This window comes from Phycicoccus sp. Root563, from assembly GCF_001427915.1.
In the GTDB taxonomy this organism is placed as follows: domain Bacteria; phylum Actinomycetota; class Actinomycetes; order Actinomycetales; family Dermatophilaceae; genus Pedococcus.
On record NZ_LMGM01000001.1, the window covers coordinates 759763 to 783376 of the forward strand.

The 23614-nt window shown below is 67.5% G+C and carries 27 protein-coding genes; 11 read left to right on the top strand and 16 right to left on the bottom strand.

The genetic code is table 11. The features are described from left to right. Positions 1-288 precede the first annotated feature (288 nt). Together ASD62_RS03630 and ASD62_RS03635 are read left to right on the top strand one after the other, a co-directional pair. Positions 289-1125 (top strand): carbohydrate ABC transporter permease, encoded by an 837-nt coding sequence (locus ASD62_RS03630; RefSeq protein ID WP_235530750.1) that lies wholly within the window; start codon positions 289-291, stop codon positions 1123-1125. Then, positions 1122-2021 (top strand): carbohydrate ABC transporter permease, encoded by a 900-nt coding sequence (locus tag ASD62_RS03635; protein WP_056914796.1) that lies wholly within the window; start codon positions 1122-1124, stop codon positions 2019-2021. The genes ASD62_RS03630 and ASD62_RS03635 overlap by 4 nt, the downstream gene beginning before the upstream one ends. 97 nt (positions 2022-2118) lie before the next feature. Here ASD62_RS03635 and ASD62_RS03640 read toward each other — a convergent pair whose 3' ends face one another. Beyond that, positions 2119-2817: a spermidine synthase gene (locus ASD62_RS03640; RefSeq protein WP_056914797.1), complete on the bottom strand. Its 699-nt coding sequence runs from the start codon at positions 2815-2817 to the stop codon at positions 2119-2121. A 74-nt stretch (positions 2818-2891) separates the two neighbouring features. Between ASD62_RS03640 and ASD62_RS03645 the strand changes: the two genes are divergently transcribed. Next, positions 2892-3815 (top strand): NAD(P)-dependent oxidoreductase, encoded by a 924-nt coding sequence (locus ASD62_RS03645; protein WP_056914798.1) that lies wholly within the window; start codon positions 2892-2894, stop codon positions 3813-3815. Here the strand turns inward: ASD62_RS03645 and ASD62_RS03650 are convergent. The 4 genes from ASD62_RS03650 to ASD62_RS03665 all read right to left on the bottom strand — a co-directional run bounded on the left by ASD62_RS03650 (position 3780) and on the right by ASD62_RS03665 (position 5931). Continuing rightward, positions 3780-4391 (bottom strand): phage baseplate assembly protein V, encoded by a 612-nt coding sequence (locus tag ASD62_RS03650; protein WP_056914799.1) that lies wholly within the window; start codon positions 4389-4391, stop codon positions 3780-3782. The genes ASD62_RS03645 and ASD62_RS03650 overlap by 36 nt on opposite strands. Positions 4392-4483: 92 nt before the next feature. Next, complete coding sequence (locus tag ASD62_RS03655; RefSeq protein WP_056914800.1) at positions 4484-4822, bottom strand: hypothetical protein; 339 nt, start codon at positions 4820-4822, stop codon at positions 4484-4486. Positions 4823-5124: 302 nt separating this feature from the next. After that, positions 5125-5463 (bottom strand): DUF6054 family protein, encoded by a 339-nt coding sequence (locus tag ASD62_RS03660; protein WP_056914801.1) that lies wholly within the window; start codon positions 5461-5463, stop codon positions 5125-5127. 9 nt (positions 5464-5472) lie between these two features. Further along, a complete protein-coding gene (locus ASD62_RS03665) occupies positions 5473-5931 on the bottom strand; it encodes a hypothetical protein (RefSeq protein WP_056914802.1) in 459 nt (152 codons plus the stop codon). Between the two features lie 159 nt (positions 5932-6090). Between ASD62_RS03665 and ASD62_RS03670 the strand changes: the two genes are divergently transcribed. Beyond that, complete coding sequence (locus ASD62_RS03670; RefSeq protein ID WP_056914803.1) at positions 6091-6684, top strand: hypothetical protein; 594 nt, start codon at positions 6091-6093, stop codon at positions 6682-6684. Positions 6685-6828: 144 nt separating this feature from the next. After that, entirely contained in the window at positions 6829-7203 is a 375-nt protein-coding gene (locus tag ASD62_RS03675) for a DivIVA domain-containing protein (protein WP_157581304.1), read from the top strand. A gap of 87 nt (positions 7204-7290) precedes the next feature. On the opposite strand, the gene ASD62_RS03680 is transcribed toward ASD62_RS03675, so the two are convergent. Beyond that, entirely contained in the window at positions 7291-7695 is a 405-nt protein-coding gene (locus ASD62_RS03680) for a DUF1003 domain-containing protein (RefSeq protein WP_056917138.1), read from the bottom strand. Between the two features lie 149 nt (positions 7696-7844). On the opposite strand from ASD62_RS03680, the gene ASD62_RS03685 reads away from it, so the two are divergent. Beyond that, a complete protein-coding gene (locus tag ASD62_RS03685) occupies positions 7845-8939 on the top strand; it encodes a low specificity L-threonine aldolase (protein WP_056914805.1) in 1095 nt (364 codons plus the stop codon). On the opposite strand, the gene ASD62_RS03690 is transcribed toward ASD62_RS03685, so the two are convergent. From ASD62_RS03690 to ASD62_RS03700, 3 genes are all read right to left on the bottom strand, one after another. After that, positions 8917-10122, bottom strand: coding sequence for a cytochrome P450 (locus ASD62_RS03690; RefSeq protein WP_056914806.1), 1206 nt, complete (start codon positions 10120-10122; stop codon positions 8917-8919). The genes ASD62_RS03685 and ASD62_RS03690 overlap by 23 nt on opposite strands. Positions 10123-10273: 151 nt before the next feature. After that, entirely contained in the window at positions 10274-10948 is a 675-nt protein-coding gene (locus ASD62_RS03695) for a YdeI family protein (protein ID WP_082580949.1), read from the bottom strand. 422 nt (positions 10949-11370) lie between these two features. After that, a complete protein-coding gene (locus tag ASD62_RS03700; protein WP_056917139.1) occupies positions 11371-11799 on the bottom strand; it encodes a DUF1810 domain-containing protein in 429 nt (142 codons plus the stop codon). 145 nt (positions 11800-11944) lie between these two features. Between ASD62_RS03700 and ASD62_RS03705 the strand changes: the two genes are divergently transcribed. Further along, entirely contained in the window at positions 11945-13072 is a 1128-nt protein-coding gene (locus ASD62_RS03705) for a hypothetical protein (protein WP_056917140.1), read from the top strand. A gap of 700 nt (positions 13073-13772) precedes the next feature. Here the strand turns inward: ASD62_RS03705 and ASD62_RS03710 are convergent. From ASD62_RS03710 to ASD62_RS03740, 7 genes are all read right to left on the bottom strand, one after another. Then, the gene (locus ASD62_RS03710; protein ID WP_056914807.1) at positions 13773-14984 is read right to left on the bottom strand and encodes a GAF domain-containing sensor histidine kinase; all 1212 of its coding nucleotides are present in this window, start codon (positions 14982-14984) and stop codon (positions 13773-13775) included. Positions 14985-15150: 166 nt separating this feature from the next. Beyond that, positions 15151-15852, bottom strand: coding sequence for a histidine kinase dimerization/phospho-acceptor domain-containing protein (locus ASD62_RS03715; protein ID WP_056914808.1), 702 nt, complete (start codon positions 15850-15852; stop codon positions 15151-15153). Positions 15853-16464: 612 nt separating this feature from the next. Next, on the bottom strand, positions 16465-16893 hold the full coding sequence (locus ASD62_RS03720) for a nuclear transport factor 2 family protein (RefSeq protein ID WP_157581308.1): 429 nt from the start codon (positions 16891-16893) through the stop codon (positions 16465-16467). A 184-nt stretch (positions 16894-17077) separates the two neighbouring features. Next, positions 17078-17860 carry an alpha/beta fold hydrolase gene (locus tag ASD62_RS03725; RefSeq protein WP_056914810.1) on the bottom strand — a complete coding sequence of 261 codons (783 nt, stop codon included), beginning with the start codon at positions 17858-17860 and terminating at the stop codon, positions 17078-17080. A gap of 144 nt (positions 17861-18004) precedes the next feature. Continuing rightward, positions 18005-19186: an IS110 family transposase gene (locus tag ASD62_RS03730; RefSeq protein WP_235530619.1), complete on the bottom strand. Its 1182-nt coding sequence runs from the start codon at positions 19184-19186 to the stop codon at positions 18005-18007. A 305-nt stretch (positions 19187-19491) separates the two neighbouring features. Further along, positions 19492-20022: a hypothetical protein gene (locus tag ASD62_RS03735; RefSeq protein ID WP_056914811.1), complete on the bottom strand. Its 531-nt coding sequence runs from the start codon at positions 20020-20022 to the stop codon at positions 19492-19494. Between the two features lie 231 nt (positions 20023-20253). Next, positions 20254-20475, bottom strand: coding sequence for a hypothetical protein (locus ASD62_RS03740; RefSeq protein ID WP_157581310.1), 222 nt, complete (start codon positions 20473-20475; stop codon positions 20254-20256). A 185-nt stretch (positions 20476-20660) separates the two neighbouring features. Between ASD62_RS03740 and ASD62_RS03745 the strand changes: the two genes are divergently transcribed. The 4 genes from ASD62_RS03745 to ASD62_RS03760 all read left to right on the top strand — a co-directional run bounded on the left by ASD62_RS03745 (position 20661) and on the right by ASD62_RS03760 (position 23310). Continuing rightward, the gene (locus ASD62_RS03745; protein ID WP_056914813.1) at positions 20661-20876 is read left to right on the top strand and encodes a hypothetical protein; all 216 of its coding nucleotides are present in this window, start codon (positions 20661-20663) and stop codon (positions 20874-20876) included. Between the two features lie 69 nt (positions 20877-20945). Beyond that, complete coding sequence (locus ASD62_RS03750) at positions 20946-21266, top strand: hypothetical protein (RefSeq protein WP_056914814.1); 321 nt, start codon at positions 20946-20948, stop codon at positions 21264-21266. Positions 21267-21367: 101 nt separating this feature from the next. Then, positions 21368-21568, top strand: coding sequence for a hypothetical protein (locus tag ASD62_RS19620; RefSeq protein WP_157581312.1), 201 nt, complete (start codon positions 21368-21370; stop codon positions 21566-21568). Positions 21569-22113: 545 nt separating this feature from the next. Next, positions 22114-23310: a serine hydrolase gene (locus ASD62_RS03760; protein ID WP_082580557.1), complete on the top strand. Its 1197-nt coding sequence runs from the start codon at positions 22114-22116 to the stop codon at positions 23308-23310. Positions 23311-23614 lie beyond the last annotated feature (304 nt).

A 23614-nucleotide genomic window follows, 5' to 3' on the forward strand; every position in this document is an offset into this window, starting at 1 on the left:
CGCGGCTTCAACTCGGCCAAGGCCGCCGAGGCACGATCCGGATGGCTGTTCATCACCCCGGTGATCGTCGTCCTCGGTCTCTTCCTGGTCTTCCCCATCGTCATCGCGTTCTGGGTGAGCCTGAGCGACTGGGCAGGGCGCGGATCGCCCCTGTCCGGCGCGGTGAACTTCGTCGGCACCGACAACTACAAGCAGCTGCTCGGTGCCGACTCCCTGGCGCGCAGCGACTTCGCGACGTCGATCCGCAACAACTTCTACTACGTGCTGCTCGTCGTGCCGATCCAGACCGTGCTCGCGCTCGGCCTCGCCCTGCTGCTCAACCAGCGTCGGCTCAAGGGCCTGAGCTTCTTCCGGACCGCCTACTACTTTCCCTCGGTGACGAGCTCGGTCGCAATCGCGTCGGTGTTCCTGTTCCTGTTCGCCGGGGCGGGCAGCGTCAACGCGTTGCTGTCGTTCGTCGGCATCAAGGGACCGAACTGGTTCGCCGACCCGCGCGGCATCGGCCACCTCGTCCTCAACGGGCTGGGGATCGGCAAGGACGGGCAGGGCCCCTCCGCGATGGAGAACCACAGCTTCTTCAGCCTCACCTGGTGGGACTGGGTGTCTGGTCCCTCGATCGCGATGTGCACGATCATCGCTCTGGTCATCTGGGTCTCGGCCGGTGGCTACATGCTGCTGTTCCTTGCCGCCCTGCAGAGCATCCCGGGCGACGTGTACGAGGCCGCCGCCATCGACGGCGCCGGCCCGATCCGCACCAACTGGTCGGTTGTCATCCCCCAGCTGCGGCCCACGCTCTTCACCGTGCTGACCCTCGGGTTGATCGGCACCTGGCAGGTGTTCGACCAGATCTACATCATGTCCAAGGGCAACCCCGGCAAGACGACCCTGACCCCGGCGTTCCTCGCCTACGACAGCTCGATCAACAACGGCCAGTGGGGCCAAGGCACGGCGATGTCGTTCATCCTCTTCGCGATCATCCTCGTGCTGACCGGCATCCAGTGGCTGTTCCTGCGCGACCGTGACACCCCTCGCAGCCAGCGCAAGCGCGAGCAGGGTCGACGTGCGGTCGCCCGGGCCACCATCGGCAACGCCACCAACTCGTCGACGGCAGGGATGTCCTCATGACCACCACCACCACGCGGCCCAGCAAGGACACCACCGCGACGACGGCCTCCCCCGCCACGCCGCACGCCCGTCGCGGGATGGTGCTCAAGGCTCTCGGGTACACGCTGCTCACGCTGTTCGCCCTGCTGTACCTCTTCCCGTTCATCATCCAGGTGGGCACCAGCTTCAAGACCGACCCGGATGCGACCGCGGCACCGCTCAACCCGTTCCCGTCGAACTTCTCCACGGCCGCGTACCGCCAGCTGTTCCAGCAGAACTTCGCGCTGTGGGCCCAGAACTCGGTCATCGTCACCGTCCTCGTGACCACCGGCCGCGTGTTCTTCGACAGCCTCGCCGGGTATGCGTTGGCGCGCATGAAGTTCCGCGGTCGCGGGTTCGTCACGACCGCACTGATCGCGACGATGGCGGTCCCCGGCGTGGTGCTGCTCATCCCGAAGTTCCTCGTGATCAAGCAGTTCGGGATCTACGACTCCTACGCGGGCATGATCATCCCCCTGCTCGCCGACGCAGCCGGTGTCTTCATCATGAAGCAGTTCTTCGAGACGGTCCCGGTCAGCCTCGAGGAGGCGGCACGGCTCGACGGCTGCGGCCCGTTCCGCACCTTCTGGTCGGTCGTCCTGCCGATCGCCCGGCCGGCCCTGATCACCATCACGATCATCTCGTTCCAGTCCTCGTGGAACGAGCTGCCGCACTTCCTGGTCTCGCGGCAGGACCCCAACCTCAACACCCTGACCACCGGTGTCGCCGGACTGCTGACCGGGGCCCTCGGGGCCGGCAACCGCTATCCCCTGAAGCTGGCGGCGGCGGTGCTCATGACGATCCCGGTCGCCGTGATGTTCTTCATCTTCCAGAAGCGGATCATCTCCGGCTCGCTGGAGGGCGGCGTCAAGGAGTAGGTCACCGGGGGCCACGAACCGTGAGCGGGCCGGTGGGGACGTACCCGGTCCGCTCACCCTGCGGCATACGGCAGGGTGAGCGTCGAGGCGGTGGCGCTCAGCGCCTCGGGCTGACGGCGAGGTAGACGGTGTTGGCGGACTCGCCGCCGGTGAGGGGGTTGGGGAACGGGACCACGTGGGCGTCGGCCCGCTCGAAGGCCTCGCCCATGCGTCGCACCACCTCGGGCTCCGGCGGCTCGTCGGACCACAGCGCGAACACCCCACCGTCGACGAGCATCGCGCCCACCCGGGCGAAGCCCTCGACGGTGTATAGGTCACCGTGGTCGTCACGCAGCAGCCAGTCCGGCGCGTGGTCGATGTCCACCAGCACCGCGTCGTACGTGCGGTCGGCGCGGCCGGTCCGCACCACGTCGAAGAAGTCGTCGCGGACCAGGCGCACGCGGGGGTCCGCCGCCAGCCCACGGGTGTCCGGGAACAGGTCTCGCTCGTGCCAGGAGATGACGGCCTCGAGCGCCTCGATGACGGTCAGCTCGGCGACGCGGTCGTCCTCGAGGGCGGCGGCCGCCGTGTACCCGAGGCCCAGGCCGCCGACGAGGACCGTGAGCGAGGTGCCGGGCGTGGCTGCCAGCCCGATGCGCGACAGCTCCTGCTCACCCACGGTGAACTGGCTGGACATGAGGAAGTCGTCGCCGAGCTTGACCTCGTGCACGTCGCGCTCGGTGACGCGGTCCCAGCGCCGCCGAAGGCTGATCTCGCCCCAAGGGGTGTCGCCGAAGTCCAGCTCCTCGATCTTCACCTCCCGAGACTAGTCCCGTCACGCCCGGACCCGGCCCGCGCGCCCGCCCGCCCCCACGATGGTTGGATCAGGACATGCGCATCTTCTTCACCGGCGGCAGCGGCAAGGCCGGCAAGCACGTCGCGGCCCACCTGGCCGAGCAGGGTCACGACGTGACGAACGCCGACCTCGTCCCCCTGGGCCATCCCGACGTCGCCGACCTGCGGGTCGACCTCACCGACATCGGTGAGACCTACTCCGCCATGGCGGGCCTGGCTCGGATGGAGGAGCTGGAGCTCGCGGAGAAGCCCGCGTACGACGCCGTGGTGCACTTCGCCGCGGTCCCCCGGATCCTCCTCACGACCGACGCGGCGACCTACGCGACGAACGTGCTCAGCACCTACAACGTGCTCGAGGCCGCGACCCGCCTCGGCATCCGCAAGGTCGTCTTCGCCTCGTCCGAGACGACGTACGGGATCTGCTTCGCGCAAGGCGACCGGCGTCCGCTGTACGTCCCGGTCGACGAGGACCACCCCACCGTCCCGGAGGACTCCTACGCGATGTCCAAGGTGGCGGGCGAGGTGACCGCGCGGTCGTTCCAGGCCCGGACCGGCACCGACGTCTACGGCCTGCGCATCAACAACGTCATCGAGCCGCACGAGTACGCCGAGCTGTTCCCGGCGTTCCTGGCGGACCCCTCCCTGCGGCGGCGGAACATCTTCGCCTACATCGACACCCGCGACCTGGGCCAGCTGGTCCAGCGCTGCCTCGAGGTCGACGGACTGGGGTACGAGGTCTTCAACGTCGCCAACGCCGACATGTCAGTCGCCGTGACGACCGACGAGGTCCGCGAGCGCTTCTACGCCGGGGTCGAGCAGCGACGGGAGATGGGCCGCGACGAGACGTTCTACTCCATCGACAAGGCGCGCGACCTCCTCGGGTACGCGCCCCGGCACTCGTGGCGCGACGTCCTCGACGACCCCTCAGCCGCCGTTGCGCCCCAGCCAGACGGGAAATGACGGGTCGCCACCCTCGAACGCCACCCACACCCCGTCGCCGACCGCAGGAACGGGTGGTTCCCCGCCCTCGGCGGAGGGGACGGTGGCAGGAAGGCAGGCCACGGCCCATACCGGTCCGTCCTCCACGGTCACGTCGGGGACCGACACCAGCAGGCGGCTGCGCAGGAGCGGGTCGATGTTGTTCACGACGACCGCCCGGTGCACGCCGATGGCGGGGCGCGGCGGCTCCTCCACGACGTCGCCGTCGAGTGGCACCCGGCCCTGTTGCTGGCGCACCGCGACGTACCCACCACCCTGCCGGTAGCGCGCGCTGATCGAGCGACCCCCTGGCGGCCGACGACCGTGCACACCGTCACCGATGTCGAGCCCGGCCCGTCCCTCCTCGCCGAGGTAGGCCTCGTCAGCGATGCGGTCCGCGTGGCTCGCGAGCAGCTCCCCCACGAACGCGAACAGGTCCAGGAGCGCCACGCCCGGGTCGTGGTCGGTCCGGTCCGTCCAGTCGCGCAGTCCGGCGCGGGCCCGCTCGACGAGGTCGTCGAGCTGCGGCCGGCCCTCGGGACCGCCTGCGCTGCTCATGACCGCACGCGTGTGTTCATGGCCGTCATTGTCCGCGCCCCTCCCCTCCCAGCCAAGGCATGGAGCCACCTGGTATGCCGTGCTGCGCCGGCTCAGCGCGCCACGTCGGCACTGCCCCGGCTCCCCCCGTTGGCCACCCCGGTGGCCACTCCGGGTGACCCCGCGGGTGTGGCACCCGGCGTGGCAGTGGTCACCGCTCCGGACGTCGCTCCGGACGTCGCTCCGGACGACGTTCCCGTCGCTCCGGTCGTCGCTCCTGATGGAGACAGGGGCGACGGCAGGAGCGCGCCGATGGTCAGACCGGCCAGGCCTGCCAGGTACTCGTTGACCTGTTGGCCCCGCACCGACAGGTAGATCACGGCTCCCAGGGTCGAGAGAGCAGCCACGATGACTGCCAGGCTCGAGATCCGGGCGGTGAATGTGTCGCGCATGACGACCTCCAACCGTGGGCCGGGCAGGACGTCCAACCCCTCTGTCAGCAAGGAGGGCCCGGAGCTGCTGTTGATACGCCTGTGGTGCAACAGGATCCGAGCCTGTCCGGCAGCGACGGGTGGTCGCGGTGAGGGCACCAGCACCCGCGCGTACCCGGTGGCGACGGCCCGCCAGCGCTGCGCCGTCGAGCCGCCGAGCCGGCACCGCCGAGGACCAGTGCCCGCTCACCGGTGGCAGGGAGCCGAGGGGTGGCGTCGATCAGCGGGTCCGGCGACGATGTCATGTCCATGGAAGTCGCGCCTCAGCCCGGGTAGGCCTCGAGTGCCTGGATGGCGCGTTCGAGGAAGGCCTCCTCGCCGAAGGTGTTGACCTTGAAGAACACGGCTTCGCTGCCACCCGCGCTCACCATCGAGAGCGACATCTCCTCACCCACCGCGAGGACGCTGATGCACAGGCTCACCCGGTTGCCACCCAGGGCGCTGTAGCGCTCGTACGCCCGCACCAGCATCCGCGCGTCACCGACCCGGTGGTCCGATCCCGCCTCGTACTTCGCGCTGATGCTCCCCTGCGGGATGGCGCGGTCCAGGTGGGCGACGAGGTCGTCCACGTTCCCGGTCAGGTCCCGCTCGTAGTGCGCCATGCGCTCACGCTAGAACCGCGGGGGCGCCCATGTCGGAGAAATCGAGGGGTCGGTGGAGCGTGCCTGCGGTTCGAGGGTCACTGCCGATCGGCCGAGGAAGAGCAGCAGCGACAGCATGCTCAGTCCCCCGGAGAACAGCAGGGTGCTTCGCAGCTGCGGGAGGTAGTCGAGCAACGGCTCCTCGTTCAGCACCAATGCCGCGAACGCTCCGGCCACCAGGGCCGCGCCGATCCCGACCGCGGTAGCAGCCCGGTCCTTCAGCACGGCCAGGACCGCCAGGAGCAGGACGAGGGTCAGCACGATCGCGGGCAGGTAGACCTCGAGGTTGATGGCGAACGACGGCCCCGCCTCGAGTTCGACCATCGGGTCGTCGGATGCGGGAAGGCCGAACAGACCGAACAGCAACACACCCCATGCCGCGCAGAGCAGGACCAACCCCAGCGACCCGAGCAGCTTGCGCACCCCCACGTCGCTGACCCTACTGCCGGCTCGCGACGGAATGACCGCTTTCTGCTGCCAAGTCGTCGCAGGAGCGGGTCGTCCCATGGGAGCCTGACGAGGTGGTCGAAGCCGACCGCGTCCACTGGGGCAGTCCCTTTGCACGGTGACTCGAGACAGGAGAAGCGCGTGCCTGACTTCACGTGGCTCCCAGCGAACCAGGCGGCGATCCAGGACGTCGATGCGGTGTTCGCCTCGGGTGGCGCGCACAAGTGCCGGTGCCAGGCGATGAAGGTGCCCGGCTGGATCTGGCGCGACACCACGCAGGAGCAGAGGGACGCCGCCCTGGTGGAGCAGACCGCGTGCGGCACTCCGGGACCGACCTCCGGGCTGATCGGGTACGTCGACGGCGAGGCGGCCGGCTGGGTCGCGATCGAGCCGCGCGAGAACTACCCCAGGCTGTGGAGCCGGAAGCAGCCGTGGATGCGGATGGACCCCGAGCTCGAAGGCGTCTGGTCGGTCACCTGCTTCGTCGTGCGCAAGGGCTTTCGCCAAGCCGGGCTGACCTACGAGCTCGCCGCCGCCACCATCGAGTACGGCGAGCAGGTCGGTGCCCGCGTCCTCGAGGGCTACCCGATCGAGCCGCCACCGGGGAAGACCGTGATCTGGGACGAGGCGTCGGTCGGGCTGCTGCAGGTCTTCGTCGAAGCCGGGTACGAGGTCGTGGCCTCGCCCACCCTGCGCCGACGCGTCGTCCGTCGAGAGCTGGGCAAGCACTCGTAGCCCTTGCCGGCACAGGCCGATCGGCAACTCACCCGTGTCGGGTGGGTCACGACGACCTTGACGAGCGGGTGTCCAGACGTGTCCGACCGGTGGGTCTTCGGCAAGTTCCAAGGTCACCGCCTCGGTGGGGCGCATGATGGCCCCGTGCTCACCTCGAAGGACGTCATGGACAAGACGCTCACGCCGACGCAGTTTCACGCCGGGTATGACGAGCGCGAGGTCGACGACCTGCTGGACGAGGTTGCGAACGCCTTGCGCTACTACGAGGCGGGAGGTCGACCCGGGCCAGGGGCGCCTGCCTCTCCGACCCCAGGGCACCGTTTCACGTCAACCAAGCTTCGGCGCGGGTATGACGAGCAGGAAGTCGATGAGTTCCTCGAGCAGGTGATCGAGACCTTCCACTACTACGAACAGGGAGGTCGACCCGATCCGCAGGCCTTGGCAGGCACGATCGCTTCTCCGTCGGAAGGGCCGGGTCAGAAGGCCCTTCGCTGGTTGCGCGGAGATCCGAGGTCGTGAATCGGTGGTGTGGAAGACACCATCCGCTCTCGACGCTGGATGGCGGTACCTCCGCGCCCACGCCGGGTCCTCAGCCTGTCACCTCACTCAGCTTCTGCCTTCTGTGACAACTCTCCGATGCAGTTCGGTCGTCAGCGCGTGGATCTGCCGGGTGAGGTCGGTGTTGGTCTTCAGCTCGATCTCTGACTCGACGAAGTCATGGTCGGCCTTGGCCTGTTGAAAGGCGGCCTGCCGGTTCTGGCCGATCATCACGAACGTCGACAGGAAGATCGCTTCCAAGGAGACGATGAGCGTGAGCGTCGGCCACGGGCTCTTCTCGACGAGCAGCATCCAGCCCGCGAAGGCTCCGGCGTGGAGGTAGACGAACGGCATCGATCCAGCGAAGGCGGTGATGCGATCCGCAATCATCAGTTGGAGGTTCTCGGCGCGCTGGGCGGTGAGCGCCCGCGTGACGGGATGCAGGGGGTGGGCTGGGGACTCAGTGGGCGTCATGGGCTCAATGTTCGCCCCCAGCACCGATGCGCGCCTACTCCCCTCGACGCGGCGGTGTACCGCACACGAATCCGTCGGGATGGCCTACCGAGCGGATGGCCGCAGACGGCTGCGACGAACTCCGACGGTGTGTGGGTCAGGATGGACCCATGGAGTCCCACGCCACCCCCAGCGCCCCTGAACAGTTGACGAGATCGCTCTCCGTGCACGGGCAGCAGCGCCGAGCCCCGACCCGCCGACTGCAGCAGTTCCTGTCGCGCATCGAGGACGGCGACCAGGACACCTATGGTCGGGGTGGAGCGGTGGCCCGGCTGGAGGGACGCGTCGCCGAGATGCTTGGCAAGGAGGCGGCGGTCTTCATGCCCACGGGTGCGATGGCCTCGCAGGTCGCCCTCAGGCTGCACGCCGACGCCCGCACGTGTCGCACGATCGGGTTCCACCCCAGGGCGCACATCGAGGTGCACGAGCACAAGGGGTACGAGATCGTCCACCAGCTGCACGGAATGCTGCTCGGCGATCACGACCGCCTCGTCACCGTGCAGGATCTGGAGGCTGTCCGCGAGCCGTTGGCCGCCGTGCTCCTCGAGCTGCCCCAGCGCGACCTCGGCGGGCGCCTCCCCTCGTGGGAGGAGCTGACCGCCCAGACGTCCTGGCTGCGTGCCCGAGGCATCGCGGCCCATCTCGACGGCGCGCGGCTGTGGGAGGCGCAGCCGTACTACGGGCGTCCGCACGCCGAGATCGCCGACCTCTTCGACACGGTCTACGTCTCCCTGTACAAGGGGCTTGAAGGTCTTTCCGGGGCGGTGCTCGCGGGGCGGTCAGACCTCATCGACCAGGCTCGGCAGTGGCGGGCTCGGCTGGGCGGGCAGCTCCACCACGCGTGGCCGCTGGCGGTGTCCGCGGAAATCGGACTCGACACGCTCGTGTCCAGGATGCCTGCCTTCTGGGAGCGAGCCGCCGAGCTCGCTGCGGCACTCCAGGACATCCCCGGCGTCGAGGTCGTCCCTGACCCGCCGCAGACCCCTCTTTTCCACGTCATCGTTCCAGTGCCGCCCGAGGCACTGGCGGCAGCACACCAGCGATTCGTCGAGCGCCGGGGACTCGAGCTCTTCCTCTACCCGCGGCCCACCACGTCGCCGAGGTGCAGCCGGTTCGAGGTCACCGTCGGTGAGAACGCCATGACCGTCGATCCCCAGGAAGTGCGCCAGGCCCTGCAGGAGGTCATCCGGGACGCAGCGGGCTAGCAGCCGGTGCCTGTCGGTGCGCGTCCCAGTCGATCTCGAGGCTGGCAACCTGTCGGATGGGCACGCTGCCCAACCATGTCGGGTCGCCGATCGTGCGCAGGCCTGGGAGGCAGCCGAACAGCATGGGGAGGGCGACTTCTGCGTGGAGGCGAGCCAGCGGTGCGCCCAAGCAGTAGTGGACGCCGGCGGAGAACGACACGTGCGGGTTCGGGGTTCGTGTCGGGTCGAAGGTGTCGGGGTCTGTGAACGTGCTCGGATCTCGGTTGGCGGCGGCGAAGACCACGGCACGGTTGGCGCCGGCGGGGACCTCACAGCTGGCGATCTGCACGTCGGCAGTTGCGGTGACACCTGTCAAGGTCGTTGGTGAGACGAGGCGCAGGAGCTCTTCGACCGCCGGCATCCAGCCCGCAGGGTCTTCTTGGAGGTCAGTGACGTGGTGGGGGTGCGACGACAGGACGTGAACCCCGGCAGTCAGCAGGCTTGTGGTGGTTGCGTGTCCGGCGAGGACGAAGAAGATGCAGTTGGCGAGCAGGTACTCGTGGGCCCCGTCCGATGCTGCGCTGGCCCCGAGCAGGGTGAGCAAGTCGCCTTCGGGATGAAGTTGGCGGTGGCCCAGGAGGTCGTCGAAGAAGGCGAGCATCTCTGATGCCGCCGCATTTCCGGCGTCGATGTTGGCCCGGTCGCGTTGGCCCGCCACTCCCCGACCGAACGTGTCCATGCGTTCGGCCAGCCAGGGCTGCTGGCTTTTCGGCACGCCAAGGACCTGACAGATGACGGCGAACGGGAGGGGGTGAGCGAACGTGGTCACGATGTCCACTGGCCCGGTGGCTGGCAGAGCCTCGAGCAGCTCGGCGGCGGTGGCTTGGATCTGTGCGCGGTACCGCTCAACTCGTCGTGGCGAGAACAGGCCGCTGAACGCCTTTCGAGACGCCGTGTGACGCTCGCCGTCGACGCGCGACATGAACCGTGCGGCGACCTGGAACATCAGATCGTCCGACGGGGGTATGGGTGTCGCCATCAGTCGCCGGTCGTGGAGTGCCTCCGTCACGAAGGCATAACTGCATCCGGCCACCGGCACCGAACGCGCCGTGGCCGCCGGGTCGCTCCGTCCGTCCGGGCTGAAGAGCGCACCCATGAGCGCCCTCTCAGCTTCGAGGGCCGGGTCCTGCACCTCATCGCTCACACTCCGATGGTGGAACGCCGAATCCCTCAGTGCAACGACCACCTGAGTCAGCAGCAGACATCGACGCTGGAGGGTCCGCCCCCCAGGCGTACCCCCCTAGCGGCGACGTGACGCAGGCCGACCTGAACTCACTCGCCGCGGCTTCCGCCAGCTACCTCGAATCGACGTCGTCAGGAACTTCCGCTCGGTCATGGGCGACCCCATTGACGGGCGTCACGTGTTGGCCTGCCCGCCCGGGGTGACCTGCCTTCTGCGGATGGAGCGTCTCGCCGCGCGCCAGCATCTCCACCATCTCGGTGATCTTGCGGGTGCGGCTCTCAGGGCGCTTCATGCTCTCGACGCGATGGATCAGCGCGAACCGGTTGGCGCTCGTGAGCACGTCGAACATCGCCTGCGCGTCCGGCGCCGCCGCTATCGCCTTCACTAGGTCGTCTGGCGCCTGGCGGGTCGCCGGTCCGGCGTACGCCGCGTCCCACCGCCCATCGGTGCGCGCGGCCTCGACCACCGCGCGACCGGCGTCGGTCATCCGTCCCTGCTCCTCGAGCTTCGTCACGAGCGCGACGTTTCGCTGGGACCAGCTGCCCTTGGACCGGCGCGGAGTGATGCGCACGGTGTAGCTGTGCTCGTCGCGCTTGCCAGTCTGGCCATCGATCCAGCCAAAGCAGAGCAACTCCTCGACCGCGCTCGCCCACGTGATCGTGGTGTCCGAGCCGCCCTTCTTGGTCAGCACCAACCGCACGCCGAGCGAAGTCGCGTGGTGTTCTTCCAGCCATGCTCGCAACGCGGCCCGGTCAGTCACGAGCAGCTCGGGCAGCAGGGTTGCCATGCGCAACACGCTAGCCGCGTCCGCCGACACCTGAGTCGCTCAGATGGCGAACCGGGAGGCGGCCAGGTGGGTGATGGGAAATGCACCGCCCACTTGGCCCAGGACGGTCCGCTCGCGGCGGTAAGACGCACGGTCGCCTCGGGAGCGTGGGTCCCCTGAGTTGATCACCTGGCGCGGCTCCGTGGATGGCTCGGTCCGTGGTCGGGATGAGTGACGGGTATCGGTCGAAGTAACTGTCGACCATCACCCGAACTGTCAGGCTTTGACTCGAGACCAATGTCGAGCATCAGGCGAAGTCAGACAACGTGGCGGTGCTCGACAGATTCAACCTGCCGACCACCTGCTTCAAGTGTCCGAACCAGGCTCCGAGTCGACCTGGATTGCTCTGCGACGCAATGGGTTTCATGCTGAACCAACGAACCTCAAAGTCGGCTGACCGTTTCCGGGTCTTCGTGGCCACCGAAGTACTGCTCGAGGACAGCGCAGAACACCGCGCGTTCCTCGTCGCTTTCCGCTGCATGCTTGAAGAGGGTCATCGATGAACGGAGCTTCTGGGCGTCGACGTCGCCCAGGACCACTGAGGGATCGTCGCCGGGTAGGTCCCGCAGCGCGTTGGCGCACTCGACCAGCCGTGGGCCCAGGACCGCGTGATCGAGGTAGGCCCGGGCCTGGTCGAGTCCTGAGATCGCGTAGAACTGCGACGTCGGGCTGTGGCCGAGCCCGGCGACCTGTGGAAAGACGAACCACATCCAATGACTGAGCTTGCGCCCCGCGCGCAGTTCAGCCAGCGCCGTCGCGTAGGTGCTGCGTTCGTCGTGGGCGGTCAGGAAGCGACTCGGATCCAAAGCCATCCCCACATGCTGCACGATCCGGTATCTGTGCGCTGACTGTTCACCCGCCGCACTAGTAGTGGTCTGAGTGGATGTCTCCCGCGTTGACGCATTGCTATCTTCCGAAGGACAGACGTCACGTAGGAGGGGTTGCGGGATGGGGCCGATGGAGCACCAACGCTCTTATCAACCGCGAGCGGCGCCGCTGTCCGAGGACGATCCGGTGGTGCAGTGGCTGCTGCGGGGAGATCCAGCGATCCGCTGGCAGGTGCTGCGTGACCTCGTGGATGCCTCCGAGACCGTGGTGGCGACCGAGCGCGCGCGTGTCGGGCACGAGGGCTGGGGCGCCCGGCTGCTGGCCTTGCGGGCACCTGATGGCCAGTGGGCGAACGGGGCATGCTTTCCCGGTACCGCGACATTCGCAGAGGCCACCGCGCAGGCCCTGGCTGCCGGTGAGCCGCCGCCGCCCTTCCCGTCCACCGACGCGGAGCCGGCCGAGGTACCGAGCGACGGGTCTGGTGCCGAGCCGGGCCAGCCTTGGACCGCGACGTACCCGGTGCTTCTCGACCTGTGCCACCTGGGCGCACCACCCAGCAGTCCGGTGATGCAGGAGACCGCGCGCTTGGTGGCTCGTAACTGCCGCTGGGAGTATGACGGGCTGCCGTTCTTCGACGGTGAGGTGGACTGCTGCATCAACGCGGGCACGATCCTGATCGGTACCTACCTGCGCGTCAACGTCGACCGGCCGGTGCATCGGCTCGTGGCTGACCAGATGCCTGATGGTGGCTGGAACTGCTGGGCCACGACACGCCCATCGCCGTCATCTTTCGCCAGCACCCTGGATGTGATCGACGCTCTGCTGCGGTGGGAGCGCCAGACGGGCGGATCCGAAGAGGTCCGTCGAGCTCGCCAGGCGGGAGAGGAGTACCTGCTCCGGCGCAACCTCCTCCGGTCATTGCGCACGGGCGAGGTGGTCAACCCGCAGTGGGGACTGTTCTCCTACCCCCCACGCTGGTACTACGACCTGCTCAAGGCCACGGAGTACTTCGCGCGGCGTGGGGGCACTCCGGATCCGCGGGTGGACGAAGCGGTCGAACACGTCCGCGCCAAGCGCCAGCCCGACGGACGTTGGCTGCTCGAGAACACCCATCCCGGCGAAGTCCACTTCCGGTTCGAGGAACCCGACGGCGGACCTAGCCGGTGGAACACCTTGAGGGCGCTGCGGGTGCTGCGCTGGTACGACGCGTCCGCCCACTCTGTCGGCGCGGGCCCCCCTTCACACCGCAGACACTGATGCCTCGCTGGTGAGATACCAACGCTTCTCGTACCCGGGTGATCCGTCAAGAGGCGGGCGACACCACTTCCTTGGCTGACCTGCTGCCGTGGTTCTCGCCGAGCTCGTTCCTGAGCATGACCGTCCCTCCTTGGGAATCGGATCTTCTCTTCCCCCGATCAGTTCATCGTGCGAATCGAAACGAATGGACCCTGTCATCGCGGGCTCGTGGCCCTTCCCAGTCGGCCTGCTCGGGGGAATCTCGGGTCGTACCCCGGAGGTGCGCATGATCTCGCGCCCGCAGCCTTCTGCTCCTGACGTCCCTACAGACACGTGTGAGGTGACCCGGCGTCGGGCTGTGGTCATGGCTGCCGCGCTGGCTGCTGTGATGATGGTCAGCGGTTGCGCAGGGAACGACCCTTCCAGCGGTCGCGCGTCGACGCCGAACCGGCATCTGCCGCGCGACCAGTCCACCAGCCGCAAGCACACTCACCTCCGTCACCGACAGGTATCTGTCCAACCTCTTGTCGCCGGCGATCACGAACGTCCGAGCCGTTCTGGTCACCGTCGAAGGGAAGCCGCTGGTGCAGCTGTACCGCTCCAGCACCCCGGCGCAGGCGCATCTCGAGCGAAGCGATCGATCCCGACGTCATCAACGCCGACAAGGTGCCGGTGACCGAGCTGCCGGGGGGCTCCCCTCGCGCCCTCAAACGCTGACCAGCTAGTCCGGCAGCTCGAACCACGCCGTGGTGCCACCCCACGGAGAAGGCTTCACACCGATCCGACCTCCGTGCGCCTCGACGATGCGCCGACACGTCGTCAGACCGATCCCCGAACCCTCAACGTCAGGATCGACCCGCGCCAGCGGCTCGAAGACCCGTTCGCGATCTGCCTCCGCGATCCCCGGTCCACGATCGGACACCTCGACCCGCCACCCACCGGCGATTCGATGGGCAGCGACCTCCACGTTCGCCTTCTCCCCAGGCCGGGTGAACTTGGCCGCGTTCGCCACCAGATTCTGTACCACGGCCCCCAACTGAACAGGGTCACCGGTGACCCTGGGGAGGTCACGCACCTCGACCGTAGCGCCCATCAAGGCGACCGCCAGGTCTTCGACCACCCCCCTCGCCACCGCAGAAAGATCGACCGGGACCCGGACGAGTTCACCCCCCAGACGAGCGAAGGCCAGCAGGTCGTCGATCAGGCGCTGCATCCTGTTCGAGCCGCTGATCGCGCGATGCAGTAACCACCCGATGTCTTGAAGGGCGTCGCCTGCAAGCCCATCGCTGCCGATTGCCTCATCGATCATTCGCAGCGCCATCGACACCGCTGTCAACGGATTGCGCAGGTCGTGGCTCACCTGGCCCGCGAAGGCGGTCAGCCGCTCGTTCGAGCGGCGCAGTTCCGCCTGAGCCGACTCGAGCTCTGCCACCGTTTCGCTCAGCCTGCGGGTGCGCAAATCCAGTTCGAGCAGGTCGACCACCCGCTCAGCCAAGCCTCCCAGGGCCTGCGCCTGCTCGCCGCTCATGGTGCGCGGCTTCGTATCGAAGACGCACAACGCCCCGATCGTGACCCCCTGCGGGGTGATCAGCGGATGGGCGGCATAGAACCGGACTGCACCGGTGGTGCCGTCGACGTTGGGACTGTTCTTGAAACGCTCGTCCTTACTGGCATCCGGCACGACCACCGGGTGCTCGAGATCCAGCAGCACGTTGCACATCGAGTTCTCCCGGGCGCCGGCCCCGGCGGCGTAGCCGTGCGTCGCGACCGGATGTTCCTCGATGTCGGTGAACAGGTTGATTGCCGCCATCGGCATGTCGGCCATCTGCGCCGCCACCTCGACGGCGACCAGGTCGCTGCGAGCTGGCTGCTCGATCACCTGGTAGTTCGCGAGTTCGGCGACTCGGGCGTGGTCCTGCTCCAACGTCGTCACTGTGCAGCCTTCCTTGCTAATGCGACCACGACATCGCGCGGGGGGTGGGATGGTGGGAGCGGCCTTGACGTACCCGCGACACGGCCGGTGGGGAGCCATCATTTCTCTCGATGACGAGCCATGTCCGTCGGGTCTCGCCTGAGTGTCGATGGCGCGGGTGTCGGGACTACGGGTGCACCTTTCGATCCACGTACTCGGCGAAGTCGACTGCTTCGCCCTCGCCCTCAGATGGGTAGGCGAGGTCGATCCATTCGGAGATCGAGGTCACCACGTCTTTGAGGTGGTGACCCGCCCGCCACACCGCCTCAAGGGAACGAGCGGCTCCCGGGGGGAATTCGTCCTGCTGGTCGATCAGCAACTCGGCGTGACCCAGGATCGTGGTCAGTGGTGTCCGAAGGTTGTGGTTCACGGTCTCGGCCATGGACCGGTTCAGCTCTCCGCGGGCGGCCGCCACCAGGCTGGTGACGTCGGTGATGACCGCCCAAGCGCCCTGCTGCTCGCCGTCGAGCCCCACTATCGGCGTGGCGTTGACCCGAAGGTGACGGACCGGCTGCCCCGGAGCCCTCACCGTGACGGTGGCGTCTTCGACCACCTCTCCTCTCGAGGCCCGCACGATCGGCACCTCATGCGGTTGGAGGACCCGGTCACCGCCCTCGGTGTAGAGGTGGAACACCTCCGCCAACGACTCGGCCCGCACGGCTGCGAACGGCTGATGCAGCAGGTGCTCGAGGCCCGGACTCAGCATCGACAACCATCCGGACCCGCCGAGGACTGCGACAGCAAGCCCGGAGCGGCACATCAGCGCCTGAAGAGCGGCTGGGTCGACCGGTTGGGCTGAGGCAGGAAGGCTGTCCTGGGTCGACCTCATGGTGCGTTCTGCCTCCGTTGTGGTTCGGGCTCCTCACCGAGCGAGCGCCCCGGGCCCCCGGGTCTGAGGACCGACGCTCCAGCGGTCCTTGCGGTTTGGAGCGCCCACGAAGGGGCGTCCCCCCACCGTGCCGGTGGCGCCGTGCTCATTTCGACCGGTTTGGCGGGGCATTTCTCGACCTCCTAGCCGAAGCATGGCCGCCTCCCCGACGAATGCGACCCAGTCGGCCAGAGAGCTTCGCAGTCTGGATACGAACGTGCGCTGAGCGGTCACCAGGACGCCCAGGTCGCCATGACCCGGCGCAGCTGCCCCAGCTCAGGTGTTGGAGCATTAGCCATCAGGCTAACGACGCAGTCGGTGCCCGACCGGGCGACCGATCGGGCACCGACTGCGTCGCTGAGTCAGGAGCGGGTGCTCTTGATGGCGTTGAGGATGAGGTTCGTGACGACCACCGGGTGGCTGATCATCGCGACGTGCGAGCTTCTGATCTCGACGGTGTGCGCCCTTGCCCTGGCGGCCATCGCGCGCTCGGCCTCAGGCGGGATGGCGCACCGCACGATCGCGGCAGTCGCTGCCCTACCCAGCTGAATCGCCTTGCAGGTGGATTCCGGCTCAGTCCTGCAGTTGAGGGCGGTGGCCCGACTGGGCCTGCACCGAGTCGTTGATGTCGGCTCCACCCTGCTCGACGAGCTCCGCGAAGAGCCGCCCACGCACGACGAGACCTTCCCGCACTGTGAACTGAGTGATCGCGCGCAGGTCGAACGGCTCACCCTGCTCGGTCGTGCCCCACCAGTGCCACTCACTCCACACCACATCGCCGTCCTGCACCGAAGCCGGAACCTCGGCGCGCAGATCCGGCACCCCAGTGAGAATCGCGCCCCAGTTCGCCTTCATCTGCGCCCGTCCGCCGAAGCCTCGGGCCGGATGAAAGGGCTGCTCGCTCTGGTAGTCCTCATGGATCAGTGCCGCCATGCCCTCGAGGTCGTGGGCGTTGGTCCGCTCGACCATCTGCCGGATGACCTCCATACCGGTTGCTGCCACGTCCCTCTCCTCAGCCTTCGCCCGCCCTGACAAGCGTCGCACGGCCGACCCAGCCAAACCACACCCCAGGGCACGGAGTTGACCGGTGCGACGAACGGTGGCGCGGTGCCACAGTCACAGCGATGGCCGCCGCGCCATCCGCCTACGGCAACGGATGTCGCCTGGCTGGGGAGAGCAACTGCTCTCAGCTGGTGCTGTCGAGAATGAGTCGCACCGCTTCGTGCGGTGCATCCCATTGCGGAAAGTGACCGCACCGCTCGAACCAGTGCAGCACCGCGTCGGGAAACAGCTCCGTGGCGCGTGCGGCTTGTCTCGGCACGGTCACCAAGTCACGGCGCCCCCACCCGATCGTGACCCGGCCGGGCACTGTGCCAGCCGGGGCGCCCCGTTGCTTGGGCCCCTTCGTCAGGGCGTCCATGGCCGCTGCGGTCGCCGGGGAGTCGGCCAGGCCGCGCACGTCTGGCAGCACCGTGTCGCGCGAGAGCGCCCAGGGCCGCGCCGACAGCTGCGCCAGCAGCACGGTCCTGGCGACCGGGTTGCCGAGCAGTGATGGCAGCACGCCCCGCAGTGCCCTGACCAGAGCGATCGACGGCCGCAGGGTGGCACCGAAGGCCACCAGCTCGCGGTCGCTCCAGAAGCCGCCCGGGTCCAACGCCACGGTGTCGCCGCCGACTCCCCGCCGCGCGAGCTCGAGCACGATGCGACCGCCCATCGACTGGCCAACGGTGGAGACCCCGTCAAGCCCCTGTTCCCGGATGAAGTCCGCGACGGAGTCGGTCAAGGTCGCGATCGATACCTCACCGGTCAGCGAAGGTGTCTCACCGAACCCCGGAAGGTCGACGGCGATGACCTCACGGTGCTCGGCTAGGTCGTCGATGATCGGAGCCCAGGACTGCCACCCTGCGCCCAGACCGTGCACGAGTAGCAACGGGCTTCCGCTTCCGCGTCGAACATGGTTCAGCGTCACCCCGCGACGCTATCCCAAGCAGATCCGGCGGGCTTGGCCACCACAAGCCGATCGTCCGACCGGAAGGAAGAATCCGCCGATCGTTTCACGGCATACGCGGCGAAAAGACGCACCTGATCCGCACTCTCATGGCTCCCCTCTGTGTCAAGACGCGGCGGCAAGCCCGGTTCTAGGGTGGGTGGTGGCGGGTCCGGGAAGTGGCTTGTCCGAAGAGCTGGTGTGGGGTTGTGAGCCGGCCGCGCTGGAGTCAGAGTCGTCACCCTGTTGCCCTCCCGGGCCCGTCGCCATCTGCCGGGCCGCGTCGGCCAGCATCGTGCGGAACACGATGTCCGACAACCGGCGTTTGAGCAGTCGCATGGCTTCGTTGGACGTCTTGCCGCGCGCCTTGGTGCGGTCGAAGAACGCTCGCCCTTCGGTCGGATTGCGCAGCTGCACAGTGGCCATGATGTGCAGCACCCGGTTGATCTGACGGTTCCCGCCGCGCGATAGCCGGTGGCGCACGTGGTCCCCGGACGAGGCGTCGATCGGGGCGGTGCCGGTCCAGGACGCGAAGTGGTTGTTGTCCGGGAAGCGGGTGATGTCCCCGACCTCGACGAGCAGCCGCGCGGCGCCGGAGGGTCCGATGCCGTGCAGCCCGGTCAAGCTCGTGCCGGTCGCGGTGAGCAGCTGCGACAGTTCCTTGTTCGCCGCCTTCTTGCGCGCATAGATCCGTTCGAGGTCGCTGATCAGTTCGGCCGCGACCCGACGGCGGGCCCTGCCGGCGAGGTCGCGAGGGCGCACCGTCGCGAGCAGCTTCTTGGCCTGCGCGGCGGACAAGTCCTTCTTCGCACCGCCCGGAATCAGCTCCAGCAAAAGGTGATGCAGTTGCGAAACCATCCGGGTGTGGTCCTCCCCAAGGGCCCGGCGTCGATCCACCAGCACCCGTAGGACGGCGAGCTGCTCGTCGTCCACAACTGGGCGCAGCCCAGCCATCCGGACCCCGACCAACGCGATGGAGTGCGCGTCCGTGGCGTCGGTCTTGCGGCCCTGCCCGGTGGCGAACATCCGCACCCGCGCGGACAGCCGCGGCGGAACGTCGATGACCTGCTCACCGTCAGCGATCAGCCGCACCGCGACGTGACGACCGATCCCGTTGCAGCCCTCCACCGCCCACACCCGCTCGGGCCAGGCCCGCGCTACCTCGAGCATGGCTGCGTAGCCGCCCTGATCGGTGGCGAAGCGCCCACCCACTGCGACCGACTCATCCGGGCGCATCACCTCGATCGTGACCGAGCGTTTGTGCGGGTCCATCCCGATCACCACGCGACTGGTTCGTTGCTCTTCCACGGTGCTCTCCTCTGCTCGAACCGAACCGGTTATCGAGCTGGGAGGGCAACGCTGCTTTGAGCTTGGGCACACCCCTCTTGAGCCTCTCCCGGCCCTGGCGACGCCCGGGACTGCGCAGGCCAAATGAGAGCCACACCCGTAGGCGAGCAGCCGATGTGAGAGCGACAGCCCGGACGCCTGGAACCGAGCCTTGCCAGGCACCGATCCTGCGTCAATGAAACAAGCAGCCGATGTGGGGACGCACCACGGGCAGGTGTCACGAAGGATTAAACACCGTACGACGAGCAGGGTCCTTACCCAAGGTGCTACTTCGTCGTCGACGTGACGGACTTGGTGCCCTGCGAGGCGAACTCTTCCGCGATGGCGCGGCAAGGGGCGGCAGATGTCGTCTCCACGCGCGCGCTTACCGACTGTGACGGCTGGCCGTTGCGTTTCGCCTCTTCCTCGGCGCTGAGTGCTTCCGCGCTTAACTTCCCTCCGATGGCGACGATTCTCTCGGCAAGTTCGGGATGGTGGGGGTAGACCGCGCGAGCGGGCTTTGCCGCGTCGTCGGTTGCACCGGGGACCGTCAGCTTCGCTGATGCCAACTCACTTAAGGCGGCGATGTTGTCCACGAGGGCGAGGCAGGCTGCCAAGGTCACCTGGTCGTCTCCGGTCCGTTGGTCGGCACCAGGCTCGACGATTCCTCCGCCCGTCGTATCCATGGTGAGCGAGGGGATCGAGGTAGCCGCGAAGCCCGGTTCCGAACTCTTCGTGCACCCGCTCAGCACGACGGCTGCACCCATGAGTGCGATCAGCGCCTTACCGAAGACGGCTGCAGTGCTGAGCCGAGTCATCGTCCGAGGAGTCACCACACGGAAACCTTAGATGGCCCGGTTTGCCCACGTATGGGTTTCCCGCAAGTCCCGCTGAACATGCTTGGCGGTTTGGCCGTGCGGGGTCGGCGGGCGAAATCGACGACCGTCCGCTCATGCCGCGATCCGCGCGGTCACAGGTGGACGAGGTGAGCCCAGCCGGGGCATCGCGTCGGGCTCGGCGGCAAGTCGGCGTTCGCCGGAGCCGCTGAGCTACGACTCGATTGTCTCGGTCGCGTCACGATGGCGGGAGCGAAATGCGGTCGCCCAGCCCGCGACACCAGTGCTGACGATCGCCGCGAGGATCTCGCCGATCAGAGAGCTGTGCGTCATGCCTGGGCTGAGGCCCGCCGCCGCCCACACCGCGCTGGCTGTCAGCCAGGCGGCCACGATCCAGATCAAGACCACGGTTCTCGTGGTCAACCAGTTCCCCATGCGTCGACTGTAGAGCTGGGTCAAGTCGGCCAACGGTGATTTCGGCACTTCAGCGCCGGCGGAGTCGAGGCGACGCCCGTAGGTGGTCCAGCGCACCGTGAATCACGTCTGCGGTTGACCTTGAGGCGCGCGGGGGCGACGTATGCCAAACATCCGCTCATGCCGCGGATAGATAGCCTCACCTCGTGAAGCGGATCGCGGTTGACGGGGAGCACTTCGACGTCACCGAGCGCGTCAGCGAGCCAAGCGTCTACGAGCTTCGATGGGTCTCGGGCCCAAACGCGGACTACGGTTTCGCGACGTCGACCTGCGGTGGTGAGGGTCAAACTGACGTTGAGCTCGCGGACGCTATTCGCAACTGTCCAAGCCAGGTCGATCCCACCTCCGGCTACATCGAGTAGGACAACCGGATCTGCGGCGCTGCGCGAAACCAGGTGCGCGGAGTGACCAGGCCACGGGATGCTGTCCACATGCCCGATCGCGTCATGTTCGTCCAGTTGAAGACGGGCCATAACACGGACAAGGGCCCCGCGTGGATCAGCGTCGTCTCGTTCAACCGCTCATGGAAGACCGCGCGCTGGCACGGCAAGACCCTGCATCGCTGGACGGGGATGTTTGACGCCAACTTCTACGACACGGCGACGGAGGAGGAGTACTGGATTTCGGGGCCTCACCGCGACGGCCGCGACACCCGGTACAGCGGCATCAAGCCCACGATCGACAACGACGCCCGTGATGCCTACGAAGCGTTTCTGGAGGGGGCGCCGCTGCCAGTCCGCGAAGGAGGCTAGGCATCATCCGCACATGCCGCTCGTCGCGCGGATGTGAGGTCTCGGGCCAACCTCGATCTGTGTCCGCGAAGTCCGACCGACAAGCCGCGCGAGAAGCGATGGTGAAGTACCACGAGAATCAGTTGGCTTCACTGCAGGAGCGCGTGCGAGCTGCGCTCGAACGCTTCCGCACCGGCGAGCTCGACGCCTTCGAGGTTGATCAGGTCCTCTTTCAATACTCGCGGGCGGCGAAGGAACGTGGAAGTTCTGCAACTTTGGCGATCCCGAGTTCGCTGCGGACCTCGTGCGTGAGCGTCCGATAGCCGACTGGTGGGAGCGCGGAGCGCCTCGCCAGCGATGACGCGGAGCGCTTCGGCAACGATGACGCCAAGGCGCCTGCCCTCAGAGCACCGCTCTGAACCGATGCCTTGGTCGTCAGGCGGCGATGTGCCTCAACCTCCTCGAGGTGTCGCGGCCTAGTCGCATTCATGCCGATGTCGCTCAGGTGCTCCTTCAGTGCAAGTGCGCGCTTCTGCATTTCATGGCAAGCCTGGAGTTCGTCCCTCTCCGGCGGTGTTCTCCTTACCGCACCGAAGGCATGCCTCGTACGGCTTGTTGTCCGCGGTTCGCTTCCTGGCCCATTTGTGCAAGCCCAGCAAGCACCGCCAACGACCGGACATGGCTTCCTCCCTGGGCGCAGCACCCGACTTTCGGGTTGTGTGGAATCCGAGATGGCGGCGCTGCGTTCCTGTGCCTTAAGGCTCCTCTCACGGGGGTGGCCCGTCCAGCCATGAGCGGCAAGCGCACGTCGTGACCCTTCTCAGTTGACTTCCTTTGGGGGACACTCGAGTCGTACCCGGAGGTGCGCATGAGTTCGCGCCAACAGTCTTCTGATTCTCACGTCACACCCACATCCCAACTTGTGGGAGTCCTCACGGCTACTTCGCTGGCTGCAGTGATGATGATCGGCGGTTGCGCGGGCAACAACAGCTCGGGCGACCCGGGACCGACGCCTTCGAACCAAGCGTCCGCGGCCCTTTCGAGTCCGCCAAACGCGGACCAAGTCACCTCCGCCACCGACAAGTACCTGTCCAACATCTTGTCGCCGGCGATCTCGAACGTCCGCGCCGTCCTGGTCACCGTCGATCGCAAACCGCTCGTGCAGCTCTACCGCTCCAGCAACCCGGCGGAGGCCCACGACGTGCACTCGGTCACCAAGAGCGTCATCGCCACCCTCATCGGGATCGCCCTGTCCGAAGGTCGGCTGCACTCGCTCGATGACACTCTTGCGACAATGCTTCCCCAGCACTCCGGCGAGATGAACTCCACGGTTGGCTCCATCACCCTTCGCCAACTCCTCACCATGACCGCCGGCCTACCCCCGGACCAGCCCAACGGCGACCCACCAACATCATTGTCGGGAGCGGACTGGGTGGGCAACATCCTGCGCACCGGCACCGTTGCACCTCCGGGCCGGTCCTTCGCATACTCCAGCGCCGGGTCGCACCTGCTCTCGGCCATCCTCACCCACGCCACAGGCAAATCCGCCCTGGACTACGCCCGACCGCACCTCTTCGACCCCCTCGGCATCAACACCCGCAACGCGGTGGAGCCACGTACCGCGGACAAGGCTGCCATCGCCGCATACGACAAGGCGGACTTCGCGTGGCCGAAGGACCCCCGCGGCATCCAGCTCGGCTTCGGCGCGTTGAAGATGGCGCCACGCGACATGGCCAAGCTGGGCCAGCTCTACCTCGACGGCGGCCGGTGGAACGGGCGCCAGGTCGTCCCGGCGCAATGGGTGGAGGCGTCCACCACCGCCCAGGTAGCCACCCAGAGTGCCCATGGCGCCCTCGCCGAGAGCTACGGGTACCAGTGGTGGGTTACCCAGGAGAAGGGGCATCCCGCGTATGCCGCCTTCGGGTTTGGGGGCCAGGTGGTCGAAGTCGTCCCCGACCTGCGTCTGGTCGTCGTGATGGCCACCGAAGCTATCGACCCCAACATGCGCTGGGAACACGTGCGCGGTCTGATCGCGGACGCCATCGTGCCCGCCGTCGGCGGCTGAGGGACACGGCGCCGGACGGACATACCGGTGTCGGCCGGCTATCCCCCGCCGCCGCCCATGAAGCCACCAGCAATGCCCATCCCGGCGTTCGTCCCGGGGCTGATGCCGTCACGCCGTTCCTTGAGGCAATGGGCACAGCGCTCGTAGCGCACTCCATCCGGGGTTCGCGCGTACTCCCAGTGGTGGTGGAAATTCGTCTTGCACAACAGGGACCTGCTCGATGGCGTCATGTCGTCCTCCTAGAGTCCATGGGACAGCGTCGGCGTCCCGATTCCCTGCAGAACTGCTTGCTGTGCGGCTGCTC